The sequence below is a fragment of the Cellulomonas sp. P1_C4 genome (genome assembly GCF_056406355.1).
In genome coordinates this window covers 72,771-90,699 of sequence record NZ_JBFUAI010000015.1, presented here as the reverse complement: position 1 = coordinate 90,699, position 17,929 = coordinate 72,771, and the positions used below count along the sequence as shown (strand labels likewise).

Sequence of the window (17,929 nt, the reverse complement as noted above, 5' to 3'; positions counted from 1 at the left end):
TCAGCGGCGCCTGATCACCAGCAGGCGCTGCAGGACCACGAAGATCAGCAGCAGGGCGCCGATGAAGATCTTGGTCCACCAGGAGCTCAGGGTGCCCTGGAACGTGATGATCGTCTGGATCAGCCCGAGCACGAGCACGCCGAGCACGGACCCGAGGACGAAGCCGCTGCCGCCGGTGAGCAGGGTGCCGCCGATGACGACCGCGGCGATGGCATCGAGCTCCATGCCGACGCCGGTCAGCGCGTAGCCGGACCGCGAGAAGATCGCGAAGAGCAGGCCGCCGAGCCCGGCGCACGTGCCGCTGATGACGTAGACCAGCACCTTGGTACGCGCGACCGGCAGGCCCATGAGCCTGGCGGACTGCTCGCCGCCGCCGATCGCGTAGACCGTCCGGCCGAACCGCGTGTAGTGCAGCGTGACGAAGGCGATGATCACCACGGCGAGGGCGATGACGCCGCTGGGCGTGATGACCAGGCCGTCGTCGGTGCCCCACCGGGTGCGGGCGAGGGCGACGATCGTCGGATCTTCGATCGGGATGGACTCGGGCGCGACGATGTAGCAGAGGCCGCGCGCCAGGAACATCGCGGCCAGGGTCGCGATGAACGGTTGGATCTCGAACACGTGGACCATCACGCCGACCACCAGCCCGATGACGGTGCCGACGAGGATCACCGCCGGGATGGCCACCGCGGCGCCGTAGCCGTGCGTGAACATCCACGCGGCGACACAGCTGGACAGGGCGACGACCGCACCCACGGACAGGTCGATGCCGCCGGTGAGGATGACGAAGGTCATGCCGACCGCGAGCACGACGAGGAACGAGTTGTTGATGAGCACGTTGGCCATGACGCGGCCGGTGAGGAAGTTCTCGTACAGCGAGCCGCCGATGATGAGCATCGCGATGAGGACGACGACGGCGCCGAGGACGGGCAGGTAGCGCTCGTCGATCCGGAAGCGGCGGACCCGGGCACCCAGGGGCGTCGGTTCGCCCGCCGGGAGCGTGGTGGAGGTGATCTGGTCGGTCGCCATCAGGCAGGCACCTCCACGAGAACGGGTGCGGTCGCCCTTCGTCGGGACCGCATCTTGGAGCGGACCACCGGCGACTGGAGCAGGCAGACCGCGATGACGACGAGCGCCTTGAACAGCGAGACCGCGTTGACGGGCACGCCCAGGATCGTCACCGAGAACGTCAGGGTGGTGATGACGAGCGTGCCGACGAGCGTGCCGGCCAGCGAGAACTTGCCGCCGGCCAGCGACGTCCCGCCGATGACCACGGCGAGGATGGCGTCCAGCTCGATGAACAGGCCGGCGTTGTTGGCGTCGGCCGCCATGATGTCCGAGCTCTTGATGAAGCCGGCGATGCACGCGAAGAACGCGCACAGGATGTAGACGGTCCAGATGATCGTCCGCGCCCGGACCCCGGCCAGGCGCGACGCCGACGGGTTGATGCCGACGGCCTCGATGAGGACGCCGAGCGCTGTGCGCCGGGTCATCAGGGCGGTCGCGACGAAGAAGAACCCGGCGATCAGCGCCGCCACGGGCAGCCCGAGCCAGTACCCCGAGGCGATCGTCTTGTACGGCGCGCTGGTGACCGTGGTGATCTGGCCGCCGGTGATGAGCATCGCGATGCCGCGGCCCGCGGTCATGAGGATCAGCGTCGCGATGATGGGCTGGATGCCCACCACAGCGATGAGGAAGCCGTTCCACGCGCCGATGACCAGGCAGACCAGCACGGCGACGCCCATCGCGCTGAGCACGGTGGCCACCGACCCGGGGTTGGGCGACGCGGCGATCTGCGTGAGCGCGATCGCCCCGGCGATCGCCATGACGGCGCCGACGGACAGGTCGATGCCGCGCGTGGCGATGACGAGCGTCATGCCGAGGGCGACGAGCAGCAGCACGCTCGAGCGCCGCACGATGTCGATGGGCCCGCCGAACAGGTGCCCGTCGCGCACCTCGATGTCCAGGAAGGTGTGCGACTTGAGGACGCAGGCCAGGACCAGCACGGCGAGCGCGACGACCGGCCAGAACAACCGGTGGCGGGTGATCGAGCCGATGGCGTTCATGCGGCAGTCCCCTCGTCCCCACCGCTGGCGATGAGGTGCACGACGTCGTCGGTGGTGATGTCGTCGGAGTTGGTGATCTGCGCGACGAGCTTGCGGTCGCGCAGGACGGCGATGCGGTGCGAGAGGCGCAGGACCTCGTCCAGCTCCGCGGAGATGAACACGACCGCCATGCCCTGCGCGGCGAGGTCGGCGACGAGCCGCTGGATCTCGGCCTTCGCGCCGACGTCGATGCCACGCGTGGGCTCGTCGAGCAGCAGGAGCTTGGGCTGGGTGGCCAACCATCGAGCGAGCAGCACCTTCTGCTGGTTGCCGCCCGAGAGGTTGCCGGCAATCGCGTCCGGGTTGGCCGGGCGGATGCCGAGCGCCTTGACGTACCGGTCCACCACCTCGTCGGACTTCCGCTTGGACACCCGGCGCAGCCAGCCGCGCTCCGCCTGCAGGCCGAGCACCATGTTCTCGCGGACGGTCAGGTCGCCGACGATGCCCTCCGTCTTGCGGCTCTCGGACGAGTAGACGATCCCGCGGGACAGCGCCGAGCGCGGCGTCCGCATCTTCGTCGGCCGGCCCTCGACCCGGATCTCGCCCTTGTCGGCGCGATCCGCGCCGTACAGCAGGCGCGCGAGCTCGGTGCGTCCCGAGCCGAGCAGGCCGGCCAGGCCCACCACCTCGCCCGAGTAGACGTCCAGGTCGAACGGCTCGATGGTGCCCTTGCGCCCGAGGCCGATCGCCTGCAGGTACGGCGTGGTGTCTGCGCGCTCGGCGACGGACCGCTTGGGCGCCTCCTCGAGCTGCTCGAGCACCTCCAGCGCGCGGCCGATCATCTTCTGCACCAGCTCGACGCGGGGCAGCTCGGCCGTGCGGTACTCCCCCACCAGGGCGCCGTTGCGCAGCACCGTCATGCGGTCGCTGATGGCGTACACCTGGTCGAGGAAGTGGGAGACGAACAAGATGGCGACGCCGCGGTCGCGCAGCCCGCGCACGACGTCGAACAACCGGGCCACCTCGTCGGCGTCGAGGCTGCTCGTCGGCTCGTCGAGGATGAGGACGCGCGCGTCGACGACCATCGCGCGCGAGATCGCGACCAGCTGCTGGACCGCGAGGGAGTGGGACGACAGCGACGACTTGGGGTCGATGTCGAGGTTCATGGTCCGCAGGTGCTCGCGTGCCGCACGGCGGGTCCGGCGCCAGTCGACGACGCCCGCGCGCCGCACCTCGTGGCCGAGCATGATGTTCTCCGCCACGGACAGGTTGTCGCAGAGGTTGACCTCTTGGTACACCGTGCTGATCCCCGCGGCCTGCGCCTGCGCGGGACCCGCGAACGTGCGCTCCTCACCGTCCACGACGATGCGCCCGGAGTCGATCGAGTAGACGCCGGTGAGGGCCTTGATGAGGGTCGACTTGCCGGCGCCGTTCTCGCCCATCAGAGCGTGCACCTCGCCCGGGAACAGGCGGAAGTCGACCGTGTCGAGCGCCTTGACGCCCGGAAACGTGATGGAGATCCCCGACATCACGACGATCGGGTTCGAAGAAGCTGTCTCGGTCATCGTCGACCTTTCGTCCGCGCCGGTCCCACGGTACCGGCAGGGCTGTGCTGCCCGGGGGGACGCGGAGGTCCCCCCGGGCAGCGGGGCTGGTCGGCTCAGTACTGCCGGTCGGGCAGTGCTGCGATCGCCTGCTCCTGGGTGAACGCATCGTCCTCGGTCACGATCCGCGGCTCGACGGTCCCGCCGTCGTTCAGCGTCTTGATGATGTCCGCGAGGTCCGGGCCGAGCAGCGGGTTGCACTCGACGATGTAGCTGATCTTGCCCTCGGACAGGGCGACCATGCCGTCGTGGACACCGTCGATGCTGACAATCTTGATGTCCTTGCCGGGCACCTTGCCGGCCGCCTCGATGGCCTCGATGGCGCCGAGCCCCATGTCGTCGTTGTGCGCGTACACCACGTCGATGTCGGGGTAGGCCTGGAGGAAGCCCTCCATGACCGTCTTGCCCTCGGCGCGCGTGAAGTTGCCGGTCTCCGAGGCGATGACCTTCACGTTCGGGTTGCCCTTGATGGCGTCCGCGAAGCCCGACTTGCGGTCGTTCGCGGGGGCCGAGCCGGTGGTGCCCTGCAGCTCCACGACGTTGATGGGCTCGGTGCCGAGGTTGTCGGACACCCACTCACCGACGCGCTCGCCCTCCTTGACGAAGTCCGACCCGATGAACGTCTTGTAGAGCGACGTGTCCTTGGAGTCGACCGCGCGGTCGGTGAGGATGACGGGGATCCCGGCGTCCTTGGCCTCCTCGAGCACGCTGTCCCAGCCGGACTCGACCACCGGGGAGAACGCGATGTAGTCGACGCCCTGGGCGATGTAGGACCGGATCGCCTGGATCTGGTTCTCCTGCTTCTGCTGGGCGTCGGAGAAGCTCAGGTCGAACCCGTTCTCCGCCGTGAGCGTGTCCTGGATGGACTTGGTGTTGGCGGCACGCCAGCCGCTCTCGGAGCCGACCTGGCTGAAGCCGACGGTGATCGCGTCGCCGCCGCTGTCACCGCTGCTGCCGGTGGTCGCCCCGTCGCCGGAGTCGTCCCCCCCGCCGCCGCAGGCCGCGAGGCCGAGTGCGAGCACCGCGATGCCGGCCGCGATGGACCGGGTCCTGAACATCTTGCTGACCATCTGCTTCTCCTCCTCGAGAAACGCACTCGCGACACCGGTCCACGCCGACCGGCCCGCATCGCGCACCCGGGACACCGGGCACGCGAGCCCCGCCGAGTTGCCCCCGCGGGTGGTTCGCTCGAATGTTAGCGCTCACATTTGGTCCCGTGGTGGCGTTTTCAGGTTGCATTCCGGTCACAGTGAGAGCGCGACTACGGCCGGTCCCCGCCGGGGTGACCGACGGGGACCAGGCCGCGCGGCCGGGGAGGAGCCCGGCCGCGGGTGGTTCTCAGCCCTCGCGCAGCACGACGACCCCTCGCGCGGCCACCGGATCGCCCGGACGGTGCTCCACCTCGCCGACGAGGTCGTGCCCCGACGCGTGCAGCGGCAGGTCGGTGTCCGTGTGGTTGATCGCGAACAGCCAGCTGCCGTGCTCACCGACCCGCCGCACGACGTCCAGGCCGCCCGGTGCCTCCACCAGCGGGGAGACGCCGGCCGCGTCGAGCACGCGGGCCACGACGTCGGCCGCGGAGGACGGCCGGGTCGACAGGTACCAGGCCGCACCGCCGCCGTCGACGCTCCGCCGGGTCAGCGCCGGGCGCCCGGCCGACGGCCCGTCCTCGTAGGTCGCGAGCACCTCGGCGTCGTCGGCCGTGAACCGCTCGGTCCAGACCGTGCCCGTGGTCCCGTCGCTGAGTCGCACGGAGCCGCCCTCGCGCAGGGGCGCGAACTCCTCCACGCGCACCCCGAGCAGGTCCCGGTACGCCCCGGGGTACCCGCCCAGCAGGACGCGGTCCTCGTCGTCGACGATCCCGGAGAAGTACGAGACCAGCACCTGCCCGCCGCGGGCGACCACCTCCTCGAGCCGGCCCGCGAGCCCGTCCTGCGCCACATAGAGCGTCGGGACCAGCACAATCTCGTACCCCGAGAGGTCGGAGCCCGCCGGCAGGACGTCGACCGCGACCCCCGCGTCGAGCAGGGCGCCGTGCAGGTCACGGGCGAGGTCGAGGTACTGGACGTCGACGCTCGGGTGCGCCTCCAGGTCCGTCGCCCACCAGGCGGGCGTGTCCCAGAGCAGCGCCACCCGCGCCTGCTCGACCGTGCTCCCCCGAACCTCCGCGAGCCGCCCGAGCGTCGCGCCCAGGTCGACGACCTCGCGGAACAGGGCGGAGTCGGCGCCGGCGTGCGGCACCAGGCCCGAGTGGTACTTCTCGGCGCCCGCCCGTGACTGGCGCCACTGGAAGAACAGGACGCCGTCGGCACCGCGGGCCACGTGCTGCAGCGAGTTGCGCAGCATCTGCCCGGGCTCCTTGGCCAGGTTGCGCGGCTGCCAGTTCACTGCGCTGGTGGAGTGCTCCATGAGCACCCAGGGGTCACCGCCGGCCAGTCCCCGGACGCGGTCGGCGCTGAACGCCAGCTCCGCCCAGCCGCGCGGGTCCTCGGCCGACAGGTAGTGGTCGTTGGACACGATGTCGACCAGCGGCGTCGTCTGCGTGTAGTCGATCTGGTGGAAGTCCCCCATGACCATGTAGTTCGTCGTCACCGGGAGGTGCGGCGTGACCTCGCGCAGCACCGCGGCCTCGGCCTCGAGGTGCGCGACGAACGCGTCGGACGAGAACCGCTCGAACGCGAGCCGCTGGCCCGGGTTCGGGATGGTGGTCGTGCGGCGCGGCGGAAGGATCTGCTCGAACGACGAGTACCGCTGGCCCCAGAACGCGGTGCCCCACGCCAGGTTGAGCGCGTCGATGTCCGCGTACTCCTTGCCCAGCCAGTCGCGGAACGCCGCCGCCGACACGTCGCAGTAGCACCGCCCGTTGTGGCAGGCGAGCTCGTTCGAGACGTGCCACATCTTCACGGCGGGGTGGTGGCCGTACCGCTCGGCGATCACCCGGGCGATGCGCGTGGCGTGCGCGCGGATCACCGGKGAGGAGACGCACCACGACTCGCGGCTGCCGTGCGTGAACCGCAGGCCGTCGGCGTCGACGGGCAGCATCTCCGGGTGCGCGAGGTGCAGCCACACGGGCGGAGCCGCGCTAGGCGTGGCCAGGTCGACGCCGATGCCGGCCTCGTGCAGCAGGTCGAGGATCCGGTCCAGCCAGCCGAAGTCGAAGACGCCCTCCGCCGGCTCGAGCTGCCCCCAGGAGAAGATGCCGACGCTGACCAGCGTGACGCCGGCCTCGCGCATCAGCGCGATGTCGTCCGGCCAGACCTCCTCCGGCCACTGCTCCGGGTTGTAGTCGGCACCGAACGCGATGCCGTCGGTGGGCCACGGGCCCGTCCACCGGCTCACCGGGTCACCGCCACGAGGACGTCCCAGGAGCCGAGGGTGATCTGGTCGCCCTGGGTGAGAGCCGGCCCGGGGCCGTCGGCGGGCGGCGGGTCCGCGGGGGCACCGCCGCGCGCCGCCACGAGCACGTCGAGATCGGTCGGAGCAGTCACGGTCACGGCCTCCCAGGACCAGTTGTGCACGATGTAGACGCGACTGCCGTCCGCTCGGGTCGAGCTGTGGACCGTGACGCTGGCGGGCAGGTCGGCCCAGCCCGCGAGCGGTGCCGGGACGAGCCACCGCGCGAGCGAGGCGGCCAGGTCGAGGCCCGGCACGGTTCCGACGACGGTGATCCGGCCGGCGCCGTGCGCCCGCGTGGTGATGGCCGCCCAGGCACCCAGGTGCGGGTGCTCGTAGGTGGCCAGCACGTCCGCACCGTCGGCGACCAGGCACTCGGCCCACGCGGTCGCCTCCCCCGCGAGCGCACCGGTGACCCGGACCGGCTCGGCGAGGTTGCTGAACTCCTCGTACCAGGCACCCGCCGGCCCGGACAGCCGGGCGGGCTGGACCTCCGCGCGGGCGCGACCCTCCTGGTCCGCGTACGCCGTCCGCGGGCCGACCACCAGGTGGCCACCCGCCTCGGCGTACCGCAGCAGCCAAGCCAGGTCGGCGTCGGAGGCCGGGTAGTACCCGGCCGCGACGAGCACGGGGTGGGTGACGACGACGTCGGCGGGGTCCTCCGCGAACACGTACCGCGGCCGGACCACGCGCACCTGCAGCCCGGCGTCGAACGCACCCCGGTAGAACGAGCTGACGATCCGCGGGTAGCTGTTCGGGTCGCCCGTGCCGTCCTCCTTCTGCAGCGGCGGCTGGGCCGCGAGCGCGAACCGCGATTCGGTCGACGACAGGATCGCGATGTCGGAGTCGGGAAGCGCGTCCGCCAGCGTGCCGCCCACCCGCGCGAGCTCCGCGCCCAGGAGGGCCAGCTCGCGGTAGGGGCGACCGGGCAGACCGCTGTGCGGCAGGACCCCACCCCAGTACGTCTCGGCGCCGTAGTGCAGCGTGTGCCAGTGCCAGTACTCGACCATCCGGGCGCCGCGGGCGACGAGCGCCCACGCGGCCTGCCGCCACTGGCCCGGGTAGGCCGGGTTGTTCGTGCTCGGGCCGCCGATGGACTGCGCGTTGGTCTCCGTCACGAGGAACGGCTCGCCGCGGCTGGAGAACATCGCGTCACCCACCTGGAACAGCGCCCACGTGCCATAGGCCGTCCAGTACTGCGGCGTGACCGTCGTGCTCGGGTGCAGCAGCGAGTCCTGCATGCCGTAGTAGGCGTTCCCGCTGGTCACGTCCAGCACGGAGGCCAGGTCGGCGTCCTCGAGGGCGGGCCGGTCGTACGCGATGCACGTGGTGACGAACTGGTCCTCGCGCGCCAGGGCGCGGACCGCCTTGGCCTGCCAGTCGATCATCTCGGTGGTCAGCGACGCCTGGAACCGGCGCCATACCAGGTCGTACTGCGGCTGCACGTTGCCGTCCGGGGTCCACAGGTCCGCCCACGTGGACAGCCGGTGCGACCAGTACACGAGGCCCCACTCACGGTTGAGCGTCTCGACGTCGCCGTACGTGTGCCGCAGGTGGTCGACGAACCGCTGGAACACCCCCCGGTTGCGCAGCAGGAAGTTCCCGGGCTCGTTGTCCACCTGGAACCCGACGACCGCCGGGTGGTCCCGGTAGCGCTCGACGATCTTGGTCAGGACGCGCTCGGCGTAGAACCGGAAGGCCGGGTGCGTGAAGTCGGCCTCCTGCCGGGCGCCCCAGCCCATCGGCTCGCCCGTCCGCAGCTCACCGGCGACCTCGGGGTACCGGCGCACCAGCCACATCGGCACCGCGTACGTCGGCGTGCCCAGCACGACGTCGATGCCGCGGGCCAGGGCCCCGTCGAGGACGGGCTCCAGCCAGTCGAGCTCGAACCTGCCCTCGTCGGGTTCCCAGGTGGACCACACCGACTCACCGACGCGGATCACCGAGAACTTCGCCGCGGCCATGAGGTCGAGGTCGCGCTCCAGTGTCTCCGGCTTGGGATCGTCGCCCGGCCCCGCGTACTCGTAGTAGTACGCGGCGCCGAAACGCACACCTTCGTGCTGCACAGCCATGGTGATATGTCTCCGTCGTGTTGTCGTCAGCCCTTGACCGCGCCGCTTGCGAGGCCAAGCTGCCAGTACCGCTGCAGGAACAGGAACGCGACCGGTCGGGGCTTGCTGGCGACGATCTCATCGGTCATGCCCTGCGCGCCCCTCGACCCCGTTGTCGGTGAGTACGCAGTCAAGAGATACCTGACTGCGTAGTCAAGCGCGACAGGCACCGACTGCGCGCTGAAGCGGCGGGGATCGCGCTCACGCATGCCGTGAACGATCCCTCGAGTCGGGATCTCGGCGTGCCCGGGGGCGCTGGCAAGAGGACAGCCTGGGGTCAGGGGGTGCGGCGGCGCAGGGTGGCGCCGCCGACAAGCAGGGCGCCCACGATGAACAGAGCGATCACGCCGACGTCACCGCGGACGTCGACCCACGTGGCGCCGGCGGCGAGCTGCTGCATGGCGTCGAGCGCGTAGGTCAGGGGCAGGACGCGGGAGATCCACTGCAGGAGGGTCGGCATCTCGTCGCGGGGCATCAGCAGGCCGCAGGTGATGAGCTGCGGGAACAGGACCAGCGGCATCAGCTGGACGGCCTGAAACTCGGTCTTCGCCAGCGCGGAGGCGCCGAGCCCGAGCGCGCAGCCCAGGACGGCGTCGAGGATGGCCACCAGGATGACCAGGCCGATCGGCCCGGCCACATCCATCCCGCACACCCAGACGGCGAACCCGACGATGACCAGCGCTTGCACCGTGGCGAGCACCGCGAACGCCAGGGCGTAGCCGACGACGACGTCGCCGCGCCCGATCGGCAGGGTCATCAGCCGCTCGAGGGTGCCGGAGGTCCGCTCCCGCAGCGTGGCGACGCTGGTCACCAGGAACATCACCACCAGCGGGAACAGCCCGACCAGCAGCGGACCGAACTGGTCGAGCACGGGCGTGCCGTTGAACATCCATGCGATCAGGCCGATGAGCAGGCACGGCAGAAGGACGACGAGGGCGATCGTGCGCTTGTCGTGCCGCAGCTGCGTGAGGACCCGGCGCGCCGTGGCGGCGGTGAGGGCCGGGTTGAGGCCGCCCTGACCGCGCTCGCGCGTCGCCGGGTCCGTCGTCGTCGCGGTCTCCGCCGGTGCGCTCGCGTGCCGGGCGCGCCCGGTCCCGTCGTCCTGCACGGCCGGCCCGACGGCGCTCATGCCGCGGCCCCGCCCTCGCGGGCGACGGCCTGGTCGACGAGCGCCAGGAAGGCCCCCTCGGCGTCGGTCGTGCCGGTGCTGGCGAGCAGCTCGTCCAGGGTGCCGTCCGCCAGGACGGCCCCGCCGCGCAGGAGGATCAGCCGGTCGCAGCGGGCGGCCTCGTCCATGACGTGGCTGGACACCAGCAGGCTGACGCCCGAGCGGCTCAGCCGGTGGAACAGCTCCCAGAGGTCACGGCGCAGGACCGGGTCGAGCCCGACCGTCGGCTCGTCGAGCACCAGGAGGTCCGGGCGCCCGAGCAGTGCGATCGCGAGCGACACCCGCGAACGCTCGCCGCCGGACAGGGTGCCGATGGACTGGCCGGCGTGCGCGACGAGGTCGACGTCGGTGAGCGCCCGCCGGATCCCCGCCGCGTCGACCCCGAGGATCGACGCCGCGTACCGCAGGTTCTCCGCGACAGTGAGATCGGCGTACACGCTCGGCGCCTGGGTGACGTACCCGATCCGCCGCCGCAGCGGGGCGGACCCCGCGGGGAGCCCCAGCACCGTCACCGTGCCGCCGGCCACGATCTGCGCGCCCACGATCGCGCGCATGAGCGTCGTCTTGCCGCTGCCGCTCGGTCCGAGGAGCCCGACCACCTGGCCCACCGGCACCGTGAGGTCGAGCGCCTCGATGACCGCGGTGCCGCCGCGCACCACGCGCAGGCCGGTGATCTCGATCGCCGCACCGTTATTCCCCATGCGAGGAATTGTGCTCCTCCCGGCGTGCGGACGCAAGGATCAAGCCGCGCTACTGCGTCGACCCGACGATCACCGTACGGAGCCGCTCCACCGCCGCCGGGTCGCCCTCGAGCTCCAGCGTCTCCAGCGGGCCGCGGCCCCAGAGCCAGAGCTCGAGATCCCACGCCCGGCCCGAGACCGTCGCGCTGACGTCGTCGTCCTCGCCCTCCCACGGTGCGCCGCCCACGAGCTCGGCGCAGTCCTCGTCGTAGGTGGTGCCCGTGGTCGGCGACGTGCCGTGGAACCGGCCGAACGCGACCACCCACTCGCGCTCCGCGTCACTCGCCCGCAGCCGGACGCGCGCACCGTCGGCGGTGAAGCCGGCCCACTCCGGCAGGCCGCTGACCATGACGGCCAGCATCTCGTCCACGCCGTCGCCCGCCAGGACGACCCCCGGATCAGTCACGGGCAGCCCGGCCGCCTGCTCCGCGTCCACCCGGTGCACCAGCGCCTCGTGCGCCTGCCGGCGGTAGACCCACTCGACCGTCCCGCCCGTCGACGACCACGACCAGCACGGCTCGTCCGGATGGTGCGACCGCAAGGCGCTGAGCAACGCGTCGGTCCGGGACCGCAGGAACGCGACGAGCTCGTCGTCGGGCCGGCGCTCCGTGTCCTCGGCGTCGTCGGGACCGGCCGGGGCGTGCGCGACGACCTGCGACCAGAAGTCCTGCACCTCGGCCAGGTGGAAGGCGAGGTCGGCGGCGTCCCAGTCCCCGCACGACGGCACCGGCGCGGACGCGGGTGCACGGTCGAGCGCGTCGGCCGCGCGGGCCGACTCCTGCCCGATCACCTCGGCGTAGTGCGCGGGCGACAGCGCGACGGTGTCCATGCCTTGCACCGTACCGACGGGCGCCGACAGCGGTTACCGTGACGCGTGCCGTTCCCCCTCGCCCGTCGCCACCTGCCCGCCCTCGCGCTCGCCGCCGTGCTGGGCACGTCGGGCGCCCTGCACCTGCGCCGGCCGGGCATCTTCCGCCCGCTCATCCCCCGGAGCCTCGGGAACCCCGACCCCTGGGTGCTCGGCAGCGKGGTCGCGGAGCTGGCGTGCGCGGYGGCCCTCGCCGTCCCCGCCACCCGGCGGCTCGGCGGTCTCGCGTCGGCCGCGCTGCTGGTCGGCGTGTTCCCGGGCAACGTGACGATGGCCGTCCGCTCCCGGCCTGATGCCAGGTCGTGGACGGGCAAGCCCGTCGTGGCGTGGGCGCGGCTGCCCCTGCAGGTGCCGCTGGTCGCATGGGCGGTCGCCGTGGCCCGGCAGCCGGGCTGACCGGCCCTCAGACCGCGCGGAGAGGTCCCGTCAGGTAGCGCTGCACGACGGGGCCGACGAGGACGACGACCTCCTCGACCGGCATCGACGCCAGCGGCTCCAGCCGCATGACGTGGCGTGCGAGCAGGACCCCGGCCACCTGCGACGCGACGAGCGAGACACGCAGCTGTTGATCCGGCGGCGGCAGGATCCGCGCGACCTGCCCGAACACCTCCCGCGCGACGTACCCCATGAGCGCCTCCGCCTGCACCTCGCCGGAGGACATCCCMGCGAACGCCACCCGGAACGCGACCCCGCCGTCGGCCTCCCACACCCCCAGGACGGCGGTGAGCAGGCGCGCCCCGAGACCGTCCACGCCGCCGGCCGTGATGCCCCCGACGATCACGGCCGGGTCGGCGCCGGCGGGGATCATGCCGGCCGCGAACAGCTCCGACTTGTCGCGGAAGTAGTGCCGCACCAGCGCAGGGTCGACGTCCGCGCGACGAGCCACCGAGCGCACGCTCGCGCCGTCGTAGCCCCGCTCCGCGAACTCGTCGCGCGCCGCCGCCAGGATGGTGCCGCGGGTGTCCTCGCCCGCCGGCCGACGGCCCCGACGACGTCCCGGAACCGGGACGTCGTCGGACGCGTGGATGGAGGACATGGCACCAGGGTACGGAGCCGCCGACGACTCCTCCGGCGTCGGGTCAGAAGCCCTGCGCGAGCCGGAAGTAGACCTGGTTCCAGCGGACCTGGTCGCGGAAGCCGCGGCGCGTGGTGTCCTCGTCGATGACCAGCAGCTCGGTGCGGGCGATCTCGGCGAAGTCCTCGAACGCCTCGACCCCGACGGCCGTGGTGAGCACGGTGTGGTGCGCTCCCCCGGCGGTCAGCCAGGCCTCGGCGGACGTGCGGAAGTCGGGGCGCGGCTCCCACACCGCGCGGGCGACCGGCAGGTGCGGCAGGTCGGCGGTCGGCGGGACGACGTCGACCACGTTGGCGGTGAGCCGGAAGCGGTCGCGCATGTCGGCCATCGAGACGACGACGCCCACGCCGGGGTCGGCGTTGAAGACCAGGCGGACCGGGTCCTCCTTGCCGCCGATGCCGAGGGGGTGGATCTCGAGCGTCGGCTTCGAGGTCGTCAGGCTGGGGCAGATCTCGAGCATGTGCGCGCCGAGGATCCGCTCCGAGCCGGGCGTGAGGTCGTAGGTGTAGTCCTCCATGAGCGAAGCGCCGCCGGGCAGGCCGGCGCCCATCACCTTGGCGGCGTGGACCAAGATCGCGGTCTTCCAGTCGCCCTCGGCGCCGAAGCCGTACCCGTCGGCCATGAGCCGCTGGACGGCGAGGCCGGGCAGCTGGCGCAGGTCGCCGAGGTCCTCGAAGTTCGTCGTGAAGGCCTTGGCACCCAGCGACTCGAGCAGGGTCCGCAGGGCGATCTCCTGCCGGGCGCCGTAGCGCAGGGACTCGTGGCGGTCGCCGCCGGCGCGCAGCTCCGGGACCACGTCGTACAGGTCCTCGTACTCCGCGACGAGCGCGTCGACGTCGGCGTCGGCCACCGCGGCCACCGCGGCGACCAGGTCGTTCACGCCCCACGTGTTCACCGAGACGCCGAACCGCAGCTCGGCCTCGGTCTTGTCGCCCTCGGTGACCGCGACGTTGCGCATGTTGTCGCCGAACCGCGCCAGCTTCAGCTCGTGCGTCGCCGCCCAGCCCGCGCACGCGCGGACCCAGGTGTCGATCGACGCGGTCACGGCCGGGTTGGACACGTGCCCCGCGACCGTCTTGCGCGCCGCCCCGAGCCGGGTCGCGATGTACCCGAACTCGCGGTCGCCGTGCGCGGCCTGGTTGAGGTTCATGAAGTCGAAGTCGATGGTGTCCCACGGCAGCTCGACGTTCGCCTGCGTGTGCAGGTGCAGCAGCGGGGTGCGCAGCGCGTCGAGGCCGGAGATCCACATCTTGGCCGGCGAGAACGTGTGCATCCACACGATCACGCCGATGACGGCGTCGTCGGCGTTGGCCTCGAGGGCCGCGCGGCGGATGGCGTCGGAGTCGGTGAGGACCGGCTTCCAGACCAGCTTCGCCGGCAGGGCGTCGCCGAGGACCCGCGCGATCTCCTGCGACTGCGTGGCGACCTGGCGCAGCGTCTCCTCGCCGTACAGTCCCTGGCTCCCGGTGAGGAACCAGATCTCGCGGTCGGCGTAGGGCTTGGTCATGACTCGGTCTCCGTGGTGTGGGTGGGCTGCTGGCCGTAGACGTGCTGGTAACGCGCGTACAGGGAATCGATGTCGGACTGCGCGATGGGCACGGTGTCGCCCAGCTGACGGGCGATGTGCACCGTGCGCGCGACCTCCTCGACCATCACGGCGGCCTTCACGGCGGCCTTGGCGTCACGGCCGATCGTGAACGGGCCGTGGTTGCGCATGAGGACCGCGGGGCTGCGGGAGTCGCGCAGGGTCTCGACGATGCCGCGACCGATCGAGTCGTCGCCGATGAGCGCGAACGGGCCGATCGGGACGTCGCCGCCGAACTCGTCGGCCATCATCGTCAGCACGCACGGCACCGGTTCGCCGCGGGCGGCCCAGGCCGTCGCGTAGGTGGAGTGGGTGTGCACGACGCCGCCGACGTCGGGCATGTGCCGGTAGACGTAGGCGTGCGCCGCTGTGTCGCTGGAGGGCGCGCGGGTCCCGTCGACGAGGTTGCCGTCCAGGTCACAGACGACCATGGACTCCGGCGTGAGCTCGTCGTAGGTGACGCCCGAGGGCTTGATGACGAACAGGTCGTCGGGTCCGGGGGCCGTGCCGACGACGACGCGCTGCGAGACGTTGCCCGCCGTCCACACGACGAGCTCCCAGCGCGGGAGCTCCGCGTGCAGCCGCGCCACGACCTCGCGGGTCCGGGCGATCTCGTTCTCGATGCTCACAGCGCCTCCACCGCGGCCCGCTCGACGGCCAGCCCGGCGCTGTAGCGCGCGAGGTAGGCGTCGAAGCCACGCAGGTCGTCGTCGTCGGGCGCGACGGTCACCGACTCGGCGGCACCGAAGACCCGTTCGGTCAGGTACGTGCTCAGGTCCTGCTCGGACGCCGCGCCCAGGTAGGCGGCGAGCACCGCGATGCCCCACGCCCCGCCCTCGCCCGCCGACTGCCCGACGGTCACCGGGGCGCCGATGGCCGCGGCCAGCAGCCGCTGCGCGACCCCCTCGGTCCGGAACAGGCCGCCGTGCGCGTACATCGAGTCGAGCTCGACGCCCTCGTCGGCCAGGACGCGCATTCCGATGCTGAGCGTGCCGAACGCGCTGTAGACCTGCGTGCGCGCGAAGTTGGCGAGCGTCAGCCGGCTGTCGGGGGTGCGGACGAACAGCGGCCGCCCCTCGTCCAGGCCCGTGATCGGCTCGCCGGACAGGTAGTTGTAGGCCAGCAGCCCGCCGCCGTCGGCGTCGCCGGTCAGGGCCGCGCGCAGCATCGTGCCGAAGACCTCGTCCGGGCTGGCGGTGGCACCCAGGGCCGTGGCGAACTGCCCGAACACCTCGGCCCACGCGCCGAGCTCGCTGGCGCCGTTGTTGCAGTGCACCATCGCGACCAGGTCGCCGGCGGGCGTGGTCACCAGGTCGAGCTCGTCGTGGACGGTGGCGAGGGGCTGCTCCAGCACGACCATCGCGAAGATGCTCGTGCCGACACTGACGTTGCCCGTCCGCGGCGCGACCGCGTTGGTGGCGACCATGCCGGTGCCCGCGTCACCCTCGGGCGGGCACAGCGGGATGCCCGCCTGCAGGGTGCCCGTGGGATCGAGCAGCGCGGCGCCGGCCTCGGTCAGCGCGCCGGCGTCCTGGCCCGCGAGCAGGACCTCGGGGAGCAGGGCCTCGATGCTCGGGCCGGGGTACGCGGCCAGCATCGTCGCGTCGTAGGTCTTGGTCGTCGTGTCGATCGGGAACAGGCCCGACGCGTCGCCGATGCCCAGCACCTTGCGGCCGGTCAGCCGCCAATGCACGTAGCCGGCGAGCGTGGTGATCGTGCGGATCTGCGCGACGTGCGGCTCGGCGTCGATCGTCGCCTGGCGCAGGTGCGCTATGGACCAGCGCAGCGGGATGTTGTAGCCGAACAGCTCGGTCAGCTCGGCGGCGGCCGGGCCGGTGCTGGTGTTGCGCCAGGTGCGGAAGGGGACCAGGAGCTCGTCCGCCTCGTCGAAGGCGAGGTAGCCGTGCATCATCGCCGAGATGCCGATGGCCTGCAGGTTCGTGGGTCGCACGCCGTGCTGCCGCTCGGCGTCGTCCAGCAGGGCGGCGACCGCCGCCTGCAGCCCCGACCAGACCGCGTCCAGCGAGTAGGTCCACACCCGGTCGACGAACTGGTTCTCCCAGTCGTGGCTTCCGCTCGCGAGCGGCGCGTGGTCCGGGCCGATCAGGACGGCCTTGATTCGGGTGGAGCCCAGCTCGATGCCAAGGCTCGTCCGCCCGCTCGCGATGGCCGCCCGGGGGTCGGCATCGTGGGGATCGACCGTCATCACGCGGCTCCGTTCCTGCATCGCGGACCGCGGCGGACGCCGGCGGCCGTGAGACATGTTAGCGCTAACATCCCGGATTCTGGCCACTGGCAGCAGGGAACGAGATCGACGACATCTGTCGGTCGTCGCGCGTCACGGTCGACCCAGCGAGCTCGCGCGCACCACCAGCTCCGCGGGGATCTGCTGGCGCTCGACGTCCTCGCCCGCGAACGCGGCCTGCAGCGAGGCGACCGCGAGCCGCCCGAGCGCCCCGAAGTCCTGCCGCACGGTGGTCAACGGCGGCGTGTAGTGCGCAGCCCCGACCTCGTCGTCGAACCCGACGACGGCCACGTCGTGGGGCACCCGGACGCCCCTCTCCCAGAACGCGTGCAGCAGGCCGAGCGCGAGCTGGTCGTTGGCCGCAAAGATCGCGCGCGGCAGCCCTTCGTCGGCCATGCGCAGCCCGAGCTCGTAGCCGTCGGCGGCGTCCCAGCCGGCCTCGATGTGCTCGGGGGCGCCGGGTCCGGACACCTCCCGCCAACCGGCGAGGCGGTCCTGGGCGTCGAACCAGTCCTGCGGCCCGGCCACGTGGACCACCTCGGGGAAACCCTGGTCGAGCAGGTGCTGCGTGGCCAGGCGCGCGCCGTGCCGTTGGTCGACCCCGACGGCGTGCAGGTGCGCCTCCGACGGGACGTCGGACGCCGACGAGATGAGCACGACCGGCACGGGGGACGCGATCGCGGCGATGGCCTGCGCGACCTCCGTCGTCGGCGCGATGATCGCGATGCCGTCGACGCCCTGCCCCAGGAAGTGCTCGACCGCGGTGTGCATGCTGTCCGCGTCGAACTGCCTGATCGTGGCCACCGAGACGAACCAGCCGACCACCCGTGCGGCCTCCTCGAGCCCGACCAGCGTGCTGGTGGGGCCGTAGAGCGCGGTGGCCGGGGTGACCACGCCGAGCGTGCCGGACCGCCGGGTCACCAGGGCGCGGGCGGCGCTGTTGCGGCGGTAGCCGAGGGCCGCGATGGCGTGGTTGACGCGGTCGCGGGTCTCCGGCCGCACGCTCGGGTGGTCGTTGAGCACGCGGGAGACGGTCTGGTGGGAGACGCCGGCGAGCGCGGCGACGTCGCTCATCGCCGGCGGACGCACCATCCC

Annotated in this window: 15 protein-coding genes; 1 reads left to right on the top strand and 14 read right to left on the bottom strand. The window is 72.1% G+C overall.

Going from position 1 to position 17,929, the window contains the following annotated elements; all coding sequences use genetic code 11:
- The 9 genes from yjfF to AC1DYZ_RS13485 all read right to left on the bottom strand — a co-directional run bounded on the left by yjfF (position 1) and on the right by AC1DYZ_RS13485 (position 11,890).
- Positions 1-1,029, bottom strand: coding sequence for a galactofuranose ABC transporter, permease protein YjfF (yjfF, locus tag AC1DYZ_RS13525; protein ID WP_477065707.1), 1,029 nt, complete (start codon positions 1,027-1,029; stop codon positions 1-3).
- Positions 1,029-2,066, bottom strand: a complete 1,038-nt coding sequence (locus AC1DYZ_RS13520; RefSeq protein WP_477065706.1) for an ABC transporter permease — start codon at positions 2,064-2,066, stop codon at positions 1,029-1,031. The genes yjfF and AC1DYZ_RS13520 overlap by 1 nt, the downstream gene beginning before the upstream one ends.
- On the bottom strand, positions 2,063-3,610 hold the full coding sequence (locus tag AC1DYZ_RS13515) for a sugar ABC transporter ATP-binding protein (RefSeq protein ID WP_477065705.1): 1,548 nt from the start codon (positions 3,608-3,610) through the stop codon (positions 2,063-2,065). The genes AC1DYZ_RS13520 and AC1DYZ_RS13515 overlap by 4 nt, the downstream gene beginning before the upstream one ends.
- A 95-nt stretch (positions 3,611-3,705) precedes the next feature.
- Positions 3,706-4,719 (bottom strand): ABC transporter substrate-binding protein, encoded by a 1,014-nt coding sequence (locus tag AC1DYZ_RS13510; protein WP_477065704.1) that lies wholly within the window; start codon positions 4,717-4,719, stop codon positions 3,706-3,708.
- Positions 4,720-4,987: 268 nt separating this feature from the next.
- Positions 4,988-6,988, bottom strand: a complete 2,001-nt coding sequence (locus AC1DYZ_RS13505) for a beta-galactosidase (protein ID WP_477065703.1) — start codon at positions 6,986-6,988, stop codon at positions 4,988-4,990.
- Positions 6,985-9,114 carry a beta-galactosidase gene (locus tag AC1DYZ_RS13500; protein WP_477065702.1) on the bottom strand — a complete coding sequence of 710 codons (2,130 nt, stop codon included), beginning with the start codon at positions 9,112-9,114 and terminating at the stop codon, positions 6,985-6,987. Before AC1DYZ_RS13500 ends, AC1DYZ_RS13505 begins: the two co-directional genes overlap by 4 nt.
- Positions 9,115-9,430: 316 nt before the next feature.
- Positions 9,431-10,282, bottom strand: coding sequence for an ABC transporter permease (locus AC1DYZ_RS13495; protein WP_477065701.1), 852 nt, complete (start codon positions 10,280-10,282; stop codon positions 9,431-9,433).
- A complete protein-coding gene (locus AC1DYZ_RS13490; protein WP_477065700.1) occupies positions 10,279-11,022 on the bottom strand; it encodes an ABC transporter ATP-binding protein in 744 nt (247 codons plus the stop codon). Before AC1DYZ_RS13490 ends, AC1DYZ_RS13495 begins: the two co-directional genes overlap by 4 nt.
- A gap of 49 nt (positions 11,023-11,071) precedes the next feature.
- A complete protein-coding gene (locus AC1DYZ_RS13485; protein ID WP_477065699.1) occupies positions 11,072-11,890 on the bottom strand; it encodes a maleylpyruvate isomerase N-terminal domain-containing protein in 819 nt (272 codons plus the stop codon).
- A 45-nt stretch (positions 11,891-11,935) separates the two neighbouring features.
- Between AC1DYZ_RS13485 and AC1DYZ_RS13480 the strand changes: the two genes are divergently transcribed.
- Positions 11,936-12,325 (top strand): DoxX family protein, encoded by a 390-nt coding sequence (locus tag AC1DYZ_RS13480; RefSeq protein WP_477065698.1) that lies wholly within the window; start codon positions 11,936-11,938, stop codon positions 12,323-12,325.
- Positions 12,326-12,332: 7 nt separating this feature from the next.
- On the opposite strand, the gene AC1DYZ_RS13475 is transcribed toward AC1DYZ_RS13480, so the two are convergent.
- The 5 genes from AC1DYZ_RS13475 to AC1DYZ_RS13455 form a co-directional block, all read right to left on the bottom strand.
- Positions 12,333-12,965 (bottom strand): TetR/AcrR family transcriptional regulator, encoded by a 633-nt coding sequence (locus tag AC1DYZ_RS13475; RefSeq protein WP_477065697.1) that lies wholly within the window; start codon positions 12,963-12,965, stop codon positions 12,333-12,335.
- A gap of 43 nt (positions 12,966-13,008) precedes the next feature.
- Positions 13,009-14,511: an L-arabinose isomerase gene (gene araA, locus AC1DYZ_RS13470; RefSeq protein WP_477065696.1), complete on the bottom strand. Its 1,503-nt coding sequence runs from the start codon at positions 14,509-14,511 to the stop codon at positions 13,009-13,011.
- Complete coding sequence (locus tag AC1DYZ_RS13465; RefSeq protein WP_477065695.1) at positions 14,508-15,218, bottom strand: L-ribulose-5-phosphate 4-epimerase; 711 nt, start codon at positions 15,216-15,218, stop codon at positions 14,508-14,510. The genes araA and AC1DYZ_RS13465 overlap by 4 nt, the downstream gene beginning before the upstream one ends.
- Entirely contained in the window at positions 15,215-16,795 is a 1,581-nt protein-coding gene (locus tag AC1DYZ_RS13460) for a xylulokinase (RefSeq protein WP_477065694.1), read from the bottom strand. Before AC1DYZ_RS13460 ends, AC1DYZ_RS13465 begins: the two co-directional genes overlap by 4 nt.
- A 132-nt stretch (positions 16,796-16,927) precedes the next feature.
- Positions 16,928-17,908 carry a LacI family DNA-binding transcriptional regulator gene (locus AC1DYZ_RS13455; protein ID WP_477065693.1) on the bottom strand — a complete coding sequence of 327 codons (981 nt, stop codon included), beginning with the start codon at positions 17,906-17,908 and terminating at the stop codon, positions 16,928-16,930.
- Positions 17,909-17,929 lie beyond the last annotated feature (21 nt).